Raw genomic sequence first — 18,142 nt, 5'->3', positions numbered from 1 at the left:
TTATGGCATATTGGTTATTTAAAACTGAACCAGATACCTTTTCTATTGACACGCTTCGAACCCAAAAGGTTTCATGTTGGGAGGGAGTTCGTAATTATCAGGCGCGCAATATGATGCGTGACCAAGTGAAGGTGGGCGATTTAGTCCTGATTTACCACTCTTCTTGTAAACATGTTGGCGTGGCAGGTATTGCTAAAGTTGTGAGAGAAGCCTATCCCGATCATTTCCAATTCGATCCCGAAAGCGATTATTACGATCCAAAGTCAGACCCAGACAACCCGCGTTGGATTATGGTGGATGTCGAGTTTGTACGTAAAACGGCGCGAGTGATTCCGTTGTCGGTGATGAAAGCGATGCCAGAACTTGAGAACATGCCGTTGGTGAAACGTGGAAATCGCTTGTCGATTATGCCCGTGACAGAAGAAGAATGGGACGCGATTCTTGGCAAAGAGAAGCTGCCAAGTCAGCGATAAAAGAGAAGGGCTGCGAATGTGCAGCCCTTCATTATTTGGAGTATTGAAGCTTACAGCAAGTGTTCTTGTAGGTAGTGTGCAACCGCATCTTCTGCATTGCTGCCAATTACTTCATTATTTGGTAGAGCTTTCATCACTTTTTCGTGTGATGTACCCATAACTAGCCCTTTACCTGCCATCGACAGCATTTCTACGTCATTCATGCCATCACCAAATGCTACGCAGTTTTCTAACGTGAGGTCGAGTTTTTTCGCTACCGCTTCAAGAGCATGACCTTTAGACACGCCAGCGCTCATTACTTCCAAACACCAAGGCGTTGAAAATGCGATGTTCAGCTTATCACCAAACTGCTCACGTAGTTTGTTTTCAAATACGACCAAACGTTCGTGGTCTTCTCCTGGATGCGTGAAGAAAACTTTCGCAATACCGTCAGTTGGGGCGTGGTCTTCATCAAATAAGACGTAAGTGAATTCATCGTGGAAGTCACGTAACGTTTCATCATCCTTGTTCATCAACCAGCTATCATTTTGATACATGTGAATAAGTATTTCTTGATCATGTTTGATCGTGTCGATCACGCCTTGTACCAGTTCCGCAGGGACATTCTCGCTGTACATTAGCTGATCTTCCTGGTCATGCACTCGGGCACCATTCGACGTGATCATATAAGCTGGAATGCCAACTTGGCGACGGATGCTCGCAACGTCTACGTGGTGACGGCCGGTTGCAAAGACAAAGGTATAACCCTTTTCATGCAGCGCTTTTAGCGTCTCTTTTGAGTAAGCACTGAGCTGATGGTTAGGTGCGAGTAACGTGCCATCCAGATCAGAGGCAACGATTTTGGTGATCTCTTTGCAAGGTAGCGATGTGCTCATGAAGTCCTCGTAAACGGTTTGGATAGTGTGGAACAGGTGAATTGCAAACGGAGTACAGCAGACTGACTAGATCGTACTGCTCCGAATGCGGGGGAACTTGGGCCCGTAGCACTATGCGGTTAAACACTGTGTCAAAGTAGCCAAGTTCAAGCAGTGTACGCCAAAATGAGGATGAAAAAGAGGGTAAATCGATGTGTAGACATTTCCTCTTTAATCTTAGTCGTGAAATGGTCGCCTAGAGTTCTTATTGTGCTTGTTCGTTTGATGGCGATTTAGGGTCATTCATAAAGCGGAAAATCGCATCGAGAGCTTGATTACGATACTTGTCGGTCTCGAACAAGATTTCATGCTGTGCGCCTTCGATAGAAAGCAGCTCCGCGTGCGGGTTGGTTTTCCGCAATTTATCAATAAAACGCTTTTGCGCGAGATTGCTAACAATCCGATCGTTTCCGGCTTGGATTAGGATGACTGGTATTTTGACTTGGCGAGTTAATAAAAAGCACTGCTTAGCGGCCATGAGCCCTTGCCAAACCCAGCGAGTGCTTGGCCCACCGACTTGCAGTTCCGGTTTTTCCGTATATAGGTTTCGGAACCATTGGTAGCGGCCGTAACTTTGGCTAAGTGGGTTATCTTCAAAGGGCTTAGGGAAGTAGGCCTGATGTCCTGGTGCATAGCGTGGCAAAGTCGATACCGCTGACATAATTTGTGTGACCGGAATCGCTATTGGTGATAGGTACCATGGCAGGTTAATGCCAAACATGGGCGCACTTAGAATCAAACCAGTAAAAGGGTGTTCTGGGTGAGTTTGCAGGTAACGTGTGGCGATCGCGCCGCCCATAGAGTGCGCGATGATGAAGCATTGTTGATATTCGCTAAGGTCGTGTTTTTTTACGACGATGTCCATATCATCAATATAATCAGTAAAGTCATAGACGTGACCCATATCTGAGTCAGATAATAAACGATCTGATAAACCTTGACCGCGGTGGTCAAAGGAATAGACATCGAAACCTTGGCGGTAGAGATCGTAAAACAGCTCTTGGTATTTCCAGGAAGACTCAATGCGTCCATTTACGATGAGCACGGCTTTTTTATGCTCTGGGTTGGTTAGCTTGCACCAGTAAATGTTCTTTTTCTCAGTCCCTTTAACAAAGCCCTCTTGGCGAGTTTGCCAAAGTGCTGCGATCGGACCACCAATTGCTTGCTCAAATAATGTCTCTTGAGTATAAGTCAAAGGTGAATGGTTAGTCGCCATTAGTTGATTACCTGAAGATACGTTGTTTACGCGATGTATCATCGAAGAATTAGTGAGGAAATGCAATGGATACCCATGTCTGGTTAGCTTATGTAGTAACAGCAATCGTTTTTAGTTTGGCTCCGGGCTCTGGCACGGTGAACTCAATCAGTAATGGTTTGAGTTACGGTACCCGTAAATCACTGGGTGCCATTATTGGCTTACAAATTGGTTTAGTTATCCACATCGCGCTGGTGGGGGCGGGTATTGGTGCGCTTGTCGCGCAGTCAGCAACCGCATTTTCTGTCATTAAATGGGTTGGTGCCGCTTATCTGGTTTGGTTGGGGATTCAGAAATGGCGCGATACATCAAGCTTAGTCGCAGCTGAAAACCACAACGAGATGTCAGGCACGGCGCTGTTGTACAAGGCAGTGTTAATTAACCTCACCAACCCTAAATCGATTGTTTTTCTGGTGGCGTTGTTCCCGCAGTTTATTGACCCGGCAAAAGACCAAATCACGCAACTGTTGGTGCTTGGCGTCACTACGGTCGTGATTGATGCGTGTGTAATGTTGGGTTACACGAGCTTGGCAGCACAAATGGGACGCTTTATTCGCTCCGATAAAATCATGGGAAAAATAAACAAAGTATTCGGTTCAATGTTCATGGGTTGTGGTGCATTATTAGCAGCTGCAAAGTCATAAGCCATTTATAGGTCCTTCTTTAGCATGAATACAACGTATGTCGCTCGCCAGCCGATCTTTAACCGAAAAAGACAGACGCTGGGTTATGAATTGTTGTTTCGAGACGGGGAGAGTAACGCATACCCTTCACATATTGATTCAAATCGAGCGACATACCGACTGATTGTCGAAAACTTCCTATCGCTGGGTACTAACCCAGTGATTGCCTCTTCTAGATGCTTTATTAACTTTCCTCATCAAAGCTTGGTGCGACGTTTGCCGCGCAGTTTGCCGAAAAACAAAATTGTCATCGAAGTGTTGGAAACGTGCCAACCTACGGATGAGCTTCTTGATGCGATTCGTGAGTTTTATCGAGAAGGTTACTTGATCGCTTTGGATGACTTCACCCTAACACCAGAATGGCGCCGTTTTTTGCCATATGTGCATATTGTGAAGCTCGACATTATGGCGATGGGGCTTGAAAAGGCCTGTGAACTGGTCAAAACACACCTTGCCAAACGCGTCAAATACCACTTTTTAGCAGAACGTGTTGAAACCGCAGAAGAGTTTGAGCAAGCGAAAGCGGCTGGCTTTAAATTTTTCCAAGGTTATTTTTTTAGCAAGCCACTCGTCTCGCAGACTAAATACGTCAGTCCTGAGCAAGTGTTGGCATTGCAACTGTTTCGTGAAGTTTGTGCTCCTGAGCCTGACTTTACTCGTATCGAGTCCATCATTACGCAAGATGTCGCGCTTTCGTATAAATTATTGCGTTTTGTAAATACGCAAGCGCCGAATTTGGCTGTCGAAATCAGCTCTTTTCGTCAGGCATTGATTTATCTTGGCCAGGATAACCTTAAGCAGTTTGTCTCTTTGGTTGTGGCATCGTATATCTCCAGTAACAAGCCTCGAGAGCTGTATCACCTTTCATTGCAACGAGCTCAATTTTGCCAATTGATGTCGCGCTATCAGCCATTCTCTCATCTCAACGAACAAGGTTTCATGGTTGGTTTGCTGTCGATTCTAGATGCGTTGCTGGATCTTTCGGTGGAATCTTTAGTTAGGCAGTTACCGCTTAGTCATTCAGTACAACAAGCGCTATTACATCGCAAAGGGGTTTATGGTGCACTTATTTCCCTCGAAGAGTGCTACGAGCGTGCCGATTGGTCAGGGGTTGAAAAAATCACGATGCAATTGGGGTTGCCTTTAGAGGAAGTGAAGCTCTCCTTAGGTGAAGCGGCTCGCTGGAGTCAAAGCATCGCGACTGCATAATTTCTTGTCTTATCTTTTATCTCTTTGAATCTCTCTCTTTACAATCAAGCTGTTCGTTAGATGTGAAACTTTTATGACGATGGACGGTTTCCTCTTGACGATATATCTTAATTAAATAAACATATACGCATATCCATATATAGGTATGTTCATTATGCTTCCACATCAGTTTTTTAAGCTGTTATCCGATGAAACACGCGTACGTTGTTTAATGCTCGTGGCCCGTGAAGGTGAAACTTGCGTTGGCGATTTGGCGTTTGCTCTACAAGAGAGCCAGCCGAAAGTTTCTCGTCATCTTGCTCAGTTACGATCCAGTGGCATCTTGGTGGATAAACGCCAAGGGCAATGGGTGTATTACGAGTTATCACAGCAATTACCAGGTTGGATGCGAAAGTTAATTGAAGACTTAGTGGCATCAAACTGTTTGAAGCAGGAATACCAAGACGACATCACACGCTTACACGATAAAAGTCGTGAGGCTTGCTGTTAACAGCGAATAGAGATTCAAGGTAGAAGATTAGAGGGTAAAACTATGACAATTAAAGTAGGAATTAATGGCTTTGGCCGAATTGGTCGCTTAGCGCTGCGAGCGGCATTTGATTGGCCAGAATTGGAGTTTGTGTTAATCAACGATGTCGCAGGTGACGCAGCTACGCTTGGTCACTTATTAGAATTCGATTCAGTGCAAGGTCGTTGGCATCATGGAGTTCAGGTCGAAGGCAGTGAGCTCGTCATCAACGGCAAGCGTGTCGCCACGACTCAACAACGCGATATCGATGCGGTGAACTGGTCTGATTGTGATGTTGTGATTGAAGCGACAGGCGTACATCGCAAAACATCATTCCTAAATAAATACCTAGAGCAAGGCGTGAAACGTGTCGTGGTAAGCGCACCTGTGAAAGAAGAAGGTATTGCGAACATTGTGGTGGGCGTGAACGACCATATTTTCGACCCTGAAAAACATCGTATCGTGACAGCAGCTTCGTGTACGACTAACTGTATCGCACCTGTAGTTAAAGTCATTCATGAGAAATTGGGTATCGAACAATCTTCTTTTACGACCATTCACGACCTGACGAATACGCAAACTATTTTAGATGCGCCACACAAAGATCTACGCCGTGCAAGAGCATGCGGCATGAGCCTTATCCCGACTACGACGGGTAGCGCGAAGGCGATTGTCGAAATTTTCCCAGAATTAAAAGACAAAATTAATGGTCATGCGGTTCGCGTACCTCTAGCAAACGCATCGTTAACAGACATCATTTTTGATGTGAAGCGTGATACCACAGCAGAAGAAGTGAATGCACTGTTAAAAGAAGCATCTGAAGGTGATTTGAAAGGCATCCTTGGCTTCGAAGAGCGTCCTTTAGTTTCTATCGATTATAAAGGCGACCAACGTTCAACCATCGTTGATGCGCAATCAACCATGGTTGTGGGTTCTCGTATGGTTAAGATTTACGCTTGGTACGATAACGAAATGGGTTATGCAACGCGCACAGCAGAGCTGGTTCGTAACGTTGGTTTGGCTTAAAAAGGGGGCCACAATGTCTCATCCTACATGGCAATTAGATTTGGACTCCGGTGCTTTAATCTTAACACCGTGCCCAGGAACGAAAGGTGTCGATTTGCATGCGTCGTTAGAACAGTTGAAAGAGCAGGGTGTTCAAGCGGTCGTTACTGCATTAGATGATAGTGAATTAGCCGCGAAGAATGTCTCTGCATTGGGTGAAGCCACTCAGCAACTGGGTATGAAATGGTTCCAGATCGAGATTGAAGACGACTGCGCACCAAATGAAGAATTTGCGACGAAGTGGCAACAAGCCAGTCCGGAACTGCACGCGATTCTTGCTCAAGGTGGCAAAGTTGCGATGCATTGCATGGGTGGTTCGGGGCGCACAGGTTTGTTCGCTGCTCACCTACTCCTAGAAAAGGAATGGCAGTTAGAAGATATCGTGCGAGAAGTGCAGGCATTGCGCCCTGGTGCATTTACAAAACCTGTGCAAGTTGAGTACATCGAACGCGTGGCTCAAGACGCTTGATCAGCTTAAATAGCTTTTGGTTCATTATGATCCAAAAGCTAAATTCGAGCTTCTTCAGGATACGACTGTTTACAAAAAAAGCCATTAATATTAACTAATGCATTGTTTTTAAGGTGTATTTTGCTTTTTATTGATGTTGGGGCATTTTTTGAAAATCACAGCAACATTGTATTGGTCAATGTTGCTGTACAGGTTAGGAAGTATTTAGAACATGATGATCTAAATGCTTCTATCGCTGTACATATGAGGTCAATATGATTTCTCAATTAAGCAAAAGTATTCGTCAGTACATGTTAGTGACGTTTAACTATTGGAACTTTACGGTGACCGATGGCGCACTGCGTATGCTGGTGGTGCTCTATTTTCATGACTTAGGTTATTCCACGTTAGCTATTGCCTCACTGTTTCTTTTCTATGAATTTTTTGGTGTGGTGACAAACCTGGTTGGTGGTTGGTTGGGCGCAAGGTTAGGCCTAAATAAAACCATGAACATTGGTTTAGCGATGCAAGTGTTTGCGTTGCTGATGCTCGCAGTACCAAATGCATGGCTGACCATTCCTTGGGTGATGGCAGCGCAAGCTCTGTCGGGGATTGCCAAAGATCTGAACAAAATGAGTGCTAAGAGCGCGATTAAAACGCTAGTACCAGACGAACAGCAAGGTGCGCTCTACAAATGGGTAGCGATTTTGACTGGCTCGAAGAATGCACTCAAAGGAGCGGGCTTTTTTGTTGGTGGCTTGCTGCTGTCTTGGGTGGGTTTTCAAAACTCGATGTTTATTATGGCGGGTGTACTTACATTAGTGTTTGTTTGCAGCATGATCTGGCTAGAAGCGGACATGGGTAAAGCAAAGAGTAAACCTAAGTTTCGCCAAATATTCTCCAAGTCTGAATCGATAAACATTTTATCCGCAGCACGCATGTTCTTGTTTGGTGCTCGTGATGTGTGGTTTGTCGTTGCTCTGCCTATTTATCTTGGTAGCGTGTTTGGCTGGGATCACTTGTGGGTTGGTAGCTTTCTCGCTACGTGGGTCATTGCTTATGGGTTTGTGCAAGGCTTTGCGCCGCGTATTACTGGCAAAGCGCAAGGTCGTGTGCCTGATGGTAGTGCAGCATTGGTGTGGGCAGGAGTCCTAGCGTTAATTACGGCTGGTATTGCTTATGGTGTGCAAATCGGTTGGCAGCCTGAATTGGTGATTGTGGTAGGTTTGATGATTTTTGGCGCTGTGTTTGCCATTAACTCTTCGCTGCACTCGTACTTGATAGTGAGCTACGCTAAAGGCGATGGCGTCTCGTTGGATGTTGGTTTTTACTACATGGCCAATGCGATGGGACGCTTGATTGGCACGGTATTATCGGGTTGGATCTACCAAGAGGCTGGTCTTGCAGCGTGCTTATGGGTTTCTTTTGCTTTCTTGGCACTGACGACGCTGATTTCAATTAAGTTGCCAAAAGCTGATGTTGCTACTGCGTAACTATCCCCAGTATCGCTATCTGTAGATGGTATAAATGGCTCCAAATCGGAGCCATTTTTGTTTCTTATGCGCCGTTTGCTGTAATCAGATTGTGTCGGTTTGGCATCGAGAGTGAATACTGATGCTTGGTTTTTGGTTCTCGTTAAGTGATTAGAGTGGTGATGAAATCCCCGTTGTAGGTCATTGTTGAGTTAAAAATAAGCAAAAACAGATTGTTAACTATTTCACTGGTTGAGATTTACCCTATGCTATAAACGATAAGCGACTCAAAGTAGGGAAAGGTATGAGAGAAAGGGTTCTGTTTTTTGATTTATTGCGCTGCTTCGCAGCGGTAGCAGTGATCGCCATTCACGTTTTGGCACCGTATCGAAATGAGTTAGGAGTGATTCCATTTGACCAATGGCTGACAGCGGTAGGCGTGAATAGCGTAACCCGCTGGGCAGTGCCAGTTTTTATTTTGATCACCGGAGCGCTAATGCTCAGTGACACTCGACCATTTGACGGTAAGTATTATATCAAAAGGCGTTTGGGCAAAGTTTTAGTTCCATTTCTTATTTGGTCGATGTTTTATGCATACCTTTCAGGTTGGACTTCTCAAGGCTTTGATTTTGAAACCGTAAAAGAGGTATTAAGCAATAGCCCATTCCACGCAACGTATTACCATCTCGGCTTTTTCTATTACTTTATACCACTGTATTTTGTGATTCCGCTGTTTCAATGGATGGTACGCAACGTGGATGACAACGTCTTGTATACCTATCTCGCATTTTGGCTTTTCACCAGCACTCTGTTCTTGTTCAAGATTGATGGCCCTTGGAGTAATCAGATGTGGCTTTATATGGGTTACCTTCCACTGGGGTATGTTTTATTTCAAAAGGTACCTTTGAATCGCTCTATGGTGACCTTATTTGTTGGGCTAGGACTCGTGGCGTTGGCAGTGACCTTTACGATGGTTGTGACAAATAGCTTAGAGGCGGAGAAGTATACGGTTGGGCGCTGGCTCTCTTATAAAACACTGAATGTGATTCTAGCGGCTTCGATGATTTTTATGATCGGGCGTTACTTTGGTGAAGGCTTATCACCAAAAGTACAAAAAGTGGTTAGTGTGATCAGTCAGCACAGCTTAGGGATTTACTTACTTCACCCTATTTTCTTATGGCCGATGAAAGAGTTCGGTTGGTACACAGGACATCCTGCGTGGGTGATTCCAGTCTGGATCGTTCTAAGTGGAGCTGGAGCCTTGGCGATGAGCTATCTCTTTTCTCGTTCTGCCAAGACTCGTTGGTTACTGCCTTAACGTTTGATAGCGAAGTGAAGGAACTTGTTGCCGCGATAGGTCAGTGTTCCCTTATCTCCAGGGTTGAGTGCATGGTAGTAATGCACTCCAATTTGGAATTCACGCTTTGGACCGATAGAACCACGTTGAACGCAAATCCAATACTCTTGATCGTCTTGACCTGGTGGTGCGTTTGGTATGTCTATCGCTTGTTTATCTAAAACCGTTACCTGCGCGCTTTGCTCTGGAGCGTCTTCGCCCACATAGTGCTTACTATAAAAACGGAAAAACACCCACGCGCCCAAGGCAATAAGGGCGAATAGGGCGACAATAAGTGAGATTGGCATATTAACCTCCAATGTTTTATCGGGTCCCATTCTACAGAACTCGCTGACGAAACGATGAGTTGAGATAGCTTATTCATAATCTAATGAAAGGGATATGGAGATTATTCGGCGCACTTCACGATTTATCTTAATGATGCACGATGAAATCGTCGCTTCATCTGCAAGCGAAGTCACTAAAGCTGAACGAAGCGGCTTTCACTTGTTAGGCTATATGAGCTCAAGGGCACAAATTGAAAGTAAAATTGCACTTAACGGCTCGAAAAAGCTCTAAATTTATAGAAGAATAAAAATAATGAACATAGGAAGGGTCTGGTAAGGAGGGTTACGATGTCAGATATTGAAAAAGTAGTCATGCGTACCCGAACGATCGAAAAACTTTTGCGTACTCAGTACCATGCAGAAGGGAAAGGGTTGCACCAACTTATTAATAGTTGTGAAGAACGTTTACCGCATGACGTGATAGCAAAGCTTCGATTCATCGCAACCGTGCGTAACAAAGTGGTGCACGAAGACGATTACAAGCTGGATGATCGTAAAGGCTTTATGGCGGCATGTGATGCTTGTGAAAAAGAGCTGACACCAAGAAGCTCTCGCTTTATTTGGCGTACAGCAATTTTGCTAATGACGTTGATTACGCTGGCCGCTCTTGGTTTCTACTATATGCACTGGGATATTTTGTCTAAGCACATTCAGTAGAGCTATACAGATAAATAAAAAAGGACGCATTTGCGTCCTTTTTTATTTTAAATCATTGGGTTAGTACATCATTGGCAGTGTCATTAAACCCACAACCACTGCAATCATAACCAGCCCTTGTTTTTGAGAAGATGAAATCATAACACTACCCCTTAATCTTTGATGAACTCGATGAATTTAATATAGCACTGTTTTTGGGGTTTGATCAACATATGCTCGTTAATCTTTTCAAAAACCACACTTAACTTGTCTGGTTTTACATGATTCTGACTAATGAAACTATGTTTTTTGTGCTGTGTTTAAAGTGTTCACATTGTTTTATTTCTATCCTTTTTTGTTTTAAGTGTATGATTTTATAATGTTAAATGGTTTGTGATGTTGGCTTTGTAATTGTTTTTTGTTTCGAGTGGTATGTTGGGTCTTTATTTTGTCTGTATTTCTCAAAAATTGAGAAAATTAAAAAATGTGCTATGAGGTTACATCGTCAAATCGAAAGCATGGAGTGAGATTTTCTTACCTTATGAGAAAATATGGGCTTCAAAAGTGTTTAGTGATTTTATGGTTTATGAAGTCCGCACTTTTATCTGTTATTGAAATTATGGTTTTATTTATCATTGACTTACTTTTCTTGTCTGATGTTTTTTTTACTGAATTAAGGTCGGTTTTCTTAGTTTTTACCCCTAGTCATCAGTGGTTTCTCCTCTCTTAGAGCGCTACTAAGACTATTTTCTATTTTGTGTCTGTTATTTATTCTTGTTGCCTGCATTACATACATCCTGGTGGTTTAATCGTCAGTTTGTGAAATGGCGGCTTACCTGGAGCACTTATCTGTTTTTCAGTTAAATAGTTTTAGAAAGCGTTGGTTATTGTGTCGTGTGATTTGATGGGTTCGGCTGATGAGCAAAGCTTGGCCCCAATGTTTAGTGGCATCATTCAGGCTCATCGGCTTTATTATTACGTAGGCTGAGGGTTACAAAATGTTTCGAATCGCTAGCGAGATCCAACTTTCGTAGATTGTGTCTTTACATCAAAACTGGTCTACCTAGACTAGCGGCGAGTTTAAGTAAAAGGTGTATACTGCATGTGGAGTTGGCTGGCGATAGGGCTATCAGGTGTGTATTCCGTGTTGGGAGCAAAGCAAGCTAACCCGACACAATCCCTCGTGTTTAAAATCTTTACTCTGCTACTTCTTCTTGTGTTGGTGTTAACTCAAGGTGCATCCGCAACATATACCTACTGGATTGCGGGTGGGCTTATTGTGTCTATGGTGGCAGATACGCTGCACTCGTTTAAAACTCGTAAGCTAATCTATTTTACGGCTTATCTGGTTGCCCAGGTATGCTACAGCAAGTCATTTTGGGTGCAGCTTAATGGTGAGATTGTCTGGTGGCTGTTGGCCCTGCTGCTTGCAGCGAGTATCGTGGCGTTCTTTTTGTTGCTACCTCAACTCGACTCTCTGGTATTCCCCGTTGTGATCATGGGGATGATGCTGGTTCAACTTGCTTGGGCAGCCGGTGAAGTTTGGTTACAAGTGCCGAGTTACGCCAATGCTATCGGTTTTAGCGGAACCTTAGTTCTGATCTATTCGGCGCTGGCATACGCGATACACGGTTATCGAAAACCGATGAAACACGCCTATTTGTGGGTGAGTGGCAGTTACTTTTTTGCTCATGCCCTCATTGTTGCCTCAATCATTTACTAATTTAAGTCAAAGCAGCTCTTGAGGATTTCAGTAAACTGAACGCATTGTTCTTAATAACTGGAGTCAATAATGAGTGAAATCCATGCTCACGAGCTGCTAAACCTACTTAGAGAAACACCAATGGATCGCGAAGCCCTCACACAGCACTTTGGTGCTAGCGTTCGCTTTCACACCTGTAAACTGAATGATCTAGACTTAGATGCATTACTAGCATTTTTGCTCAAGCGCGACAAAATTCGTGAGCTTGAAGGTAAGTTTGTGGTCAATATGGCGCGAGTTTGCAATCACTAAACGGCGGCTAAGATCGAGGGTGACTATGGTGTTTTCGCCCTCAGTCATATACTCATGTTGTCAGTTTGCTATACACTGGCCGCCATTTTTTAGGTGAGGCCAGAATATGGACATTCTTTCTGCAGCGACCATGCTGTTTCTAATCATGGACCCCCTCGGTAACTTGCCGATTGTGTTGTCTATTCTCAAACATATCGATCCCAAGCGTCGTCGTAAGGTATTGATTCGTGAACTACTGTTTGCCTTACTGATCTTGATGCTGTTTCTGTTTGCAGGACAAAGCATCTTAAGTTTTTTGCATGTCCAGCCAGAAACGCTCAGCATTTCAGGTGGCATTATTCTCTTCATTATTGCGATTAAGATGATTTTCCCGAGTGCTGGCAGCATCACTGGACTGGCAGCAGGCGAGGAGCCCTTTATTGTTCCGATGGCCATTCCTATGATCGCGGGCCCTTCAGTGATTGCAGCCTTGCTTTTACTGTCTTCGCAACATCCAGAGAAAATGTTGGAAATGTCAGCATCAGTCGTAATTGCGTGGGGCGCAACATTTTTTATACTGATGTTTTATGGCTTCTTTAATCGCTTGTTGGGTGAACGTGGCTTGAAGGCGGTAGAACGCTTAATGGGCTTGTTACTGGTGATGATCTCCACTCAAATGTTCTTAGATGGTGTAAAAAGTTACATTGGGTGACGAACGAAACGCAGAAAAAAGCCGCTCACAAGAGCGGCTTTTTCGTATCTGAGCGATTACATCATGTGTTTACGACGAATATCGAGTAGGGCAAAAATACCAAAAATCAGGATTGAATATTTTTCCCAACTGCTCATTTTTATTTTGTCGCCAAATGCACCAATGAAGATGGCCATTTGTAAACCGTGCATGATGAACAAAAAAGCGGTCATGATGTAAAGCGCAATCGCGGCATTGCCGGGGAAGGGCATAAAAATATTTAGGATTAATACTAACCAAACAAAGGCGATAGCCGCTTTGGCCAGCATAATTAGTGCTTTCATTTAAGTATCCTTTTAAATCGAGGCGTTATGCGGAGGTACGTTCGTACAGACGATAGCTCACTTGGCCTGCTGTTTTTTCTCGATGTAATTGCCAGTTTTCTGGTAAGTCGGCAATATTGAGTTCTTTTTCTGTTTCAATATAAATCATCGCATCTTCCGCGAGCCAGCCATTTTGTTCTAGCAGAGCCACGGTCTCATCCAATAGACCTTTGCGAAACGGTGGGTCAATAAACACCACATGGTGAGCAGAACCCGGTTGCTTCAAAAAACTCAGTGCGTCGGTATTTACCACTTGGATGTTGTTCGCGTTAAGAGAGGCAACATTCTTTTGTAACTGTTGGAAAGCTTGTGGGTTTAGCTCAACCATGGTCACTTGCTCTGCTTGGCGCGAAGCTGACTCAAATCCCAAGCCGCCAGAGCCAGCAAACAAGTCGAGACATTTTGCCTGTGGTACATCTTGAGCTAACCAGTTAAACAGCGTTTCTTTGACGCGATCGGTCGTGGGGCGTAAGCCTTCAGCATCGTGTACAGGAAGTTTTCTGCCTCTCCATAAGCCACTAATAATGCGAACAAAGCCCGTTGTTGGCTTTTTTTGTGATGAGTTTTGCTGGCGACGTCTTACCATAGATTTTTTGACCGCTAATAAAGTGATACTATATCTAATCGCCCAAGCAATGAGCTTGGAGCTTGGATACAGCCCAGAATATTCAAGATGACAGAGTGTAACACTAATAAGATTAGAATTACCTAATCGGAAAGTTTTCAGAACTTTGTCATTAGCCTTTTTTAGACAGATAATAATCTTGTCAAAAAAGAGTCATTAATAGATAAAAGAACAATCTAGGATAGCCCCAGATGACGGAAAAAAAGAAGCGCGGATTACTTTCGTGGCTAGGTTTTGGTGACGAAGAACAAAGCCCAAAACCAAAAACTGAAGAAACAGTAAAAGAAGAAGCAGTGGAAGCGCCTTCTGAAGAGCAGCAAACCGAAGCGGTTGCTGAGCAAGCGGAAGCAACGCCAGAACTTGAAGAAGAAGAGAAACAATCAGAGGCTGCCCCAGCAGAAGCAGAAGCAGAAGCAGAAGCAGAGGAGCCAGAAGTCGTATCGGCCGCGCCTCGTGTTCAAGAACAAGAAAAGCCAACAGAAAGCTTTTTTGCTCGTCTTAAACGCAGCCTAAGCCGAACAAAAGCAAATATTGGTGCTGGCTTCTTCGGTCTGTTCAGCGGTAAGAAAATCGATGAAGACTTATTTGAAGAGCTAGAAGAGCAACTGCTTATTGCTGATGTGGGCATGAATACCACAACAAAAATTATCAACAACCTGACAGAAAAAGCCACACGTGGCGATCTGAAAGACGGCGAAGCCCTTTATGGTTTGTTGAAAGAAGAAATGGCTGAGATTCTTTCTAAAGTCGAACAGCCACTAGAAATCGATAGCAACAAAACGCCTTACGTCATCTTGATGGTGGGTGTAAATGGCGTGGGTAAAACCACGACCATCGGTAAGCTAGCGAAGCAGTTCCAAACTCAAGGCAAAAAAGTGATGCTTGCAGCGGGAGATACTTTCCGTGCCGCAGCGGTTGAGCAGCTACAAGTATGGGGTGAACGTAATAATGTTCCTGTGATTGCTCAACATACTGGCGCAGACAGTGCCTCTGTTATCTATGATGCGATTGAAGCGGCAAAAGCACGTGGTGTGGATGTGGTGATTGCTGATACAGCAGGTCGTCTACAGAACAAAGCGAACCTAATGGAAGAGCTGCGTAAGATTGTACGTGTGATGAAGAAAATTGATGACTCTGCACCACATGAGATCATGCTAACGCTTGACGCAGGTACAGGACAAAATGCCATTAGCCAAGCGAAACTTTTCAGTGATGTTGCCCCTCTAACCGGGATTACTTTGACTAAGCTGGATGGTACAGCCAAGGGCGGCGTAATTTTCGCTATTGCTGATCAGTTCGGTATTCCAATTCGTTACATTGGTGTGGGTGAAGGTATCGAAGACTTGCGTCCATTTGAAACTCAAGAGTTTATTGACGCACTGTTTAGTCGTGAAGAATAAAAAGAGTTAGAGGAAATCAACGGTGATCAAATTTCAGCAAGTAAGCAAAGCTTACCGAGGTGGTCGACAAGCACTGCAAAAAGTCGATTTTCACCTGAGGCGCGGTGAAATGGCGTTTTTAGGTGGACATTCCGGGGCTGGTAAAAGTACCTTGCTGAAATTGATCTGCGCGATAGAGCGACCAACCGATGGCAAAATCCATTTTAATGGCCACGACATCACGCGTATTCCAGGCAAAGACATCCCTTTTTTGCGCCGCAATATTGGGATTGTTTTTCAAGATCATCGCCTATTGATGGATCGCAGTGTGTACGACAATGTCGCTCTGCCAATGCGTATCGAATCGATTTCTGAAAACGAAATCAAACGCCGTGTTTCTGCGGCGTTAGATAAAACGGGCTTACTCGATAAAGCTCGTTGTCTACCTAGTCAACTTTCTGGTGGTGAGCAACAGCGCGTCGGTATTGCCCGTGCTGTGGTTAATCGACCAACGTTGCTGGTGGCTGATGAGCCTACGGGTAACCTTGACCCAGAATTATCCAACCGTGTGTTGCGTCTATTCGAAGAATTTAACCGTGCGGGCGTGACTATCCTACTTGCCACGCACGATGTGGGGTTAGTAAACACTCGCCCACAGTATCGTCATTTTGAATTGAACCAAGGCTTCCTAAGTGAGGTAGAAGACTATGGCAGGTAACAAGCACTCCCAAAAGAAGGGGAAAGGCCGCAGTGCCAAGCGTGCGAATACCGATGGTTTTTTCTCTGTCCACGCAAAACAAGCTAAATCCTCTTTTAGCGCCTTATGGCAACGACCACTAGGCAACATTCTGACTCTAGCGGTCATCTCCATGGCACTTGCCATGCCAGCTTGTTTGTATCTATTGGGGAAAAACGTTGCGGGGGCAGCGGAAGATGTCGCTTCTCCTTCACAAGTTAGTGCTTACTTAGTTGAAGGTATGCCGGATGCGCGAGTGATGGTTCTCAAAGATCAAATTGAAACTTGGCCTTTGGTAAAAGAGGTAGAGTATATTTCACCGCAACAAGGTCTATCTGATTTAAGCCAATATGCAGGGTTCGACCAAGCTATCAGCCTCTTAAGTGGCTATGCGCTACCTGGTGTGTTGGTGATTACGCCAGATTCGGAGCTAAAAAGTGATATTCAGTCATTAGCCAAAGACGTTCGAGAGCAACAAGATGTGACCGACGTGAGACTTGACGAAGACTGGCTAGCGCGTCTTGATGCCATCAAAACTCTCGCGAGTATTATTGTCATTACCCTGACAGTGCTGATGCTCGGTGCGGTATTTTTAATCGTTGGCAATACATTGCGATTTAATGTGCTGGCGAATAAAGAAGAGATTCAAACCATGAAACTGATCGGTGCGACGGACAGTTTCATTCTGCGCCCTTACTTGTACACAGGTATGTGGTTTGGCGTGTTAGGTGCCACTATTGCGTGGTTGGTAACGGCTTTAGTGACCATTGTCATGAATAGTGCGGTGGAAGACCTTGCTGCGTTGTACGATAGCCAGTTCCGCCTGATTGGTCTAAGTTGGGATGAATCTTTGTTACTAATCATCATTGGGAGTCTTTTGGGATGTATTGCGGCGCGCTTTTCTGCGCAACGACATTTAAAAGAAATTGAACCAGTTTAAGTGATGGCGGTCTTATTACTTGGATTTCATTAGCACTAGCTAATTTTGAACCCTTGCTTAGACCAAATGTTTATGGATAATTGCTTCCCCTTCTTGAAACTTGTTCATTTTGAGTTCAAGATATCGAAGCTAAATTGCAATGTAATGCTCCAGATCAGAGATTGATGAGGAATTGAATGACAAAAGAAGCGTATCCGATGGCTCTAGTCACGCAAGATAGCCTTGATAGCTATATTCGCTCAGTAAACAGCTACCCAATGCTGACTGCAGACGAAGAGCGTGAGCTGGCAGAACGATTACACTATAAAGGTGAGATTGAGGCTGCAAAAGGTCTAATTCTTTCGCACCTACGATTCGTTGTTCACGTTGCTCGTGGTTACTCTGGCTACGGTTTGCCAATGGCGGATCTTGTGCAAGAGGGTAACATCGGTCTAATGAAAGCCGTTAAGCGTTTTAACCCAGAAGTAGGGGTTCGCTTGGTTTCTTTTGCTGTCCACTGGATCAAAGCAGAGATCCACGAATACGTGCTACGTAACTGGCGTATCGTGAAAATTGCGACCACTAAAGCGCAACGTAAATTGTTCTTCAACCTGCGTAAGTCGAAAAAGCGCTTGGGTTGGTTTAACAACGGTGAAGTGGAAACCGTTGCGCGCGAGTTAGGTGTTGAGCCTTCTGAAGTTCGCGAGATGGAATCACGCTTAGCGGCGGTGGATTCAACCTTTGATATGCCAACTGATGAAGACGACAGCTCAAACGCTTACACAGCGCCGATGCTATACCTAGAAGACAAATCGTCTGATGTGGCCGACAACATTGAAGCCGCCAACTGGGAAATGCATACCAACAATCGCTTGGGTCATGCATTAGCGAGTTTGGATGAGCGTAGTCAGCGCATCGTGCGTTCTCGTTGGTTAGATGATGAGAAAGCAACATTGCAAGACTTAGCTGATGAGTTCGGTGTTTCTGCCGAGCGTATTCGCCAGCTAGAAAAAAATGCAATGAAGAAACTAAAATTGGCTGTGGGTGAATTTTAATTTCCACTGCTAATT

The 18,142-nt window shown here is 44.4% G+C and carries 21 protein-coding genes; 16 read left to right on the top strand and 5 right to left on the bottom strand.

The window, feature by feature from the left end:
* Positions 1 to 2: 2 nt before the first annotated feature.
* The gene (locus tag R7040_RS21880) at positions 3 to 473 is read left to right on the top strand and encodes an EVE domain-containing protein (protein WP_005378735.1); all 471 of its coding nucleotides are present in this window, start codon (positions 3 to 5) and stop codon (positions 471 to 473) included.
* Between the two features lie 50 nt (positions 474 to 523).
* On the opposite strand, the gene R7040_RS21875 is transcribed toward R7040_RS21880, so the two are convergent.
* Entirely contained in the window at positions 524 to 1,348 is an 825-nt protein-coding gene (locus R7040_RS21875; RefSeq protein WP_017636084.1) for a Cof-type HAD-IIB family hydrolase, read from the bottom strand.
* A gap of 244 nt (positions 1,349 to 1,592) precedes the next feature.
* Positions 1,593 to 2,603, bottom strand: coding sequence for an alpha/beta fold hydrolase (locus R7040_RS21870; protein WP_005378733.1), 1,011 nt, complete (start codon positions 2,601 to 2,603; stop codon positions 1,593 to 1,595).
* Between the two features lie 65 nt (positions 2,604 to 2,668).
* Between R7040_RS21870 and rhtB the strand changes: the two genes are divergently transcribed.
* The 7 genes from rhtB (at position 2,669) to R7040_RS21835 (ending at position 9,345) form a co-directional block, all read left to right on the top strand.
* On the top strand, positions 2,669 to 3,286 hold the full coding sequence (gene rhtB / locus R7040_RS21865; protein ID WP_005378732.1) for a homoserine/homoserine lactone efflux protein: 618 nt from the start codon (positions 2,669 to 2,671) through the stop codon (positions 3,284 to 3,286).
* Positions 3,287 to 3,310: 24 nt separating this feature from the next.
* Positions 3,311 to 4,534 (top strand): EAL and HDOD domain-containing protein, encoded by a 1,224-nt coding sequence (locus R7040_RS21860; RefSeq protein WP_005378731.1) that lies wholly within the window; start codon positions 3,311 to 3,313, stop codon positions 4,532 to 4,534.
* Positions 4,535 to 4,688: 154 nt separating this feature from the next.
* On the top strand, positions 4,689 to 5,024 hold the full coding sequence (locus R7040_RS21855) for a metalloregulator ArsR/SmtB family transcription factor (RefSeq protein ID WP_005378730.1): 336 nt from the start codon (positions 4,689 to 4,691) through the stop codon (positions 5,022 to 5,024).
* 42 nt (positions 5,025 to 5,066) lie between these two features.
* Positions 5,067 to 6,068, top strand: coding sequence for an ArsJ-associated glyceraldehyde-3-phosphate dehydrogenase (locus tag R7040_RS21850; protein WP_005383630.1), 1,002 nt, complete (start codon positions 5,067 to 5,069; stop codon positions 6,066 to 6,068).
* A 13-nt stretch (positions 6,069 to 6,081) separates the two neighbouring features.
* Entirely contained in the window at positions 6,082 to 6,576 is a 495-nt protein-coding gene (locus R7040_RS21845) for a cyclin-dependent kinase inhibitor 3 family protein (RefSeq protein WP_005383629.1), read from the top strand.
* Between the two features lie 254 nt (positions 6,577 to 6,830).
* A complete protein-coding gene (gene arsJ / locus R7040_RS21840) occupies positions 6,831 to 8,048 on the top strand; it encodes an organoarsenical effux MFS transporter ArsJ (RefSeq protein ID WP_017636081.1) in 1,218 nt (405 codons plus the stop codon).
* A gap of 283 nt (positions 8,049 to 8,331) precedes the next feature.
* Complete coding sequence (locus R7040_RS21835; protein WP_017636080.1) at positions 8,332 to 9,345, top strand: acyltransferase; 1,014 nt, start codon at positions 8,332 to 8,334, stop codon at positions 9,343 to 9,345.
* On the opposite strand, the gene R7040_RS21830 is transcribed toward R7040_RS21835, so the two are convergent.
* Positions 9,342 to 9,671 carry a DUF2500 domain-containing protein gene (locus tag R7040_RS21830; RefSeq protein ID WP_258626418.1) on the bottom strand — a complete coding sequence of 110 codons (330 nt, stop codon included), beginning with the start codon at positions 9,669 to 9,671 and terminating at the stop codon, positions 9,342 to 9,344. The genes R7040_RS21835 and R7040_RS21830 overlap by 4 nt on opposite strands.
* A 327-nt stretch (positions 9,672 to 9,998) precedes the next feature.
* Here R7040_RS21830 and R7040_RS21825 point away from each other — a divergent pair, with 327 nt between their 5' ends.
* The 4 genes from R7040_RS21825 (at position 9,999) to R7040_RS21810 (ending at position 13,051) form a co-directional block, all read left to right on the top strand.
* Positions 9,999 to 10,367, top strand: coding sequence for a hypothetical protein (locus R7040_RS21825; RefSeq protein WP_005378717.1), 369 nt, complete (start codon positions 9,999 to 10,001; stop codon positions 10,365 to 10,367).
* A 1,081-nt stretch (positions 10,368 to 11,448) separates the two neighbouring features.
* On the top strand, positions 11,449 to 12,069 hold the full coding sequence (locus tag R7040_RS21820) for a lysoplasmalogenase (RefSeq protein ID WP_005389670.1): 621 nt from the start codon (positions 11,449 to 11,451) through the stop codon (positions 12,067 to 12,069).
* A 69-nt stretch (positions 12,070 to 12,138) separates the two neighbouring features.
* Positions 12,139 to 12,360, top strand: coding sequence for a YecH family metal-binding protein (locus R7040_RS21815; protein ID WP_005378711.1), 222 nt, complete (start codon positions 12,139 to 12,141; stop codon positions 12,358 to 12,360).
* A gap of 106 nt (positions 12,361 to 12,466) precedes the next feature.
* Positions 12,467 to 13,051: a YhgN family NAAT transporter gene (locus R7040_RS21810; RefSeq protein WP_005389671.1), complete on the top strand. Its 585-nt coding sequence runs from the start codon at positions 12,467 to 12,469 to the stop codon at positions 13,049 to 13,051.
* Positions 13,052 to 13,107: 56 nt separating this feature from the next.
* Here the strand turns inward: R7040_RS21810 and R7040_RS21805 are convergent, their stop codons facing one another.
* Together R7040_RS21805 and rsmD are read right to left on the bottom strand one after the other, a co-directional pair.
* The gene (locus R7040_RS21805) at positions 13,108 to 13,374 is read right to left on the bottom strand and encodes a DUF1145 domain-containing protein (RefSeq protein WP_005378704.1); all 267 of its coding nucleotides are present in this window, start codon (positions 13,372 to 13,374) and stop codon (positions 13,108 to 13,110) included.
* 25 nt (positions 13,375 to 13,399) lie between these two features.
* Positions 13,400 to 13,999 (bottom strand): 16S rRNA (guanine(966)-N(2))-methyltransferase RsmD, encoded by a 600-nt coding sequence (gene rsmD / locus R7040_RS21800; RefSeq protein ID WP_005378702.1) that lies wholly within the window; start codon positions 13,997 to 13,999, stop codon positions 13,400 to 13,402.
* A gap of 230 nt (positions 14,000 to 14,229) precedes the next feature.
* On the opposite strand from rsmD, the gene ftsY reads away from it, so the two are divergent.
* The 4 genes from ftsY (at position 14,230) to rpoH (ending at position 18,127) form a co-directional block, all read left to right on the top strand.
* The gene (gene ftsY, locus R7040_RS21795; RefSeq protein WP_065645992.1) at positions 14,230 to 15,438 is read left to right on the top strand and encodes a signal recognition particle-docking protein FtsY; all 1,209 of its coding nucleotides are present in this window, start codon (positions 14,230 to 14,232) and stop codon (positions 15,436 to 15,438) included.
* A gap of 22 nt (positions 15,439 to 15,460) precedes the next feature.
* Positions 15,461 to 16,135, top strand: a complete 675-nt coding sequence (gene ftsE / locus R7040_RS21790) for a cell division ATP-binding protein FtsE (protein WP_005378697.1) — start codon at positions 15,461 to 15,463, stop codon at positions 16,133 to 16,135.
* Positions 16,125 to 17,093, top strand: coding sequence for a permease-like cell division protein FtsX (gene ftsX, locus R7040_RS21785; RefSeq protein WP_005378695.1), 969 nt, complete (start codon positions 16,125 to 16,127; stop codon positions 17,091 to 17,093). Before ftsE ends, ftsX begins: the two co-directional genes overlap by 11 nt.
* 176 nt (positions 17,094 to 17,269) lie before the next feature.
* Positions 17,270 to 18,127, top strand: coding sequence for an RNA polymerase sigma factor RpoH (gene rpoH, locus R7040_RS21780; RefSeq protein ID WP_005378693.1), 858 nt, complete (start codon positions 17,270 to 17,272; stop codon positions 18,125 to 18,127).
* Positions 18,128 to 18,142: the final 15 nt, after the last annotated feature.

The sequence above is a fragment of the Vibrio sp. 1069 genome (assembly GCF_033340555.1).
The sequence above is the reverse complement of the archived record's forward strand: the minus strand, read 5'-3'. Positions and strand labels throughout refer to the sequence as shown.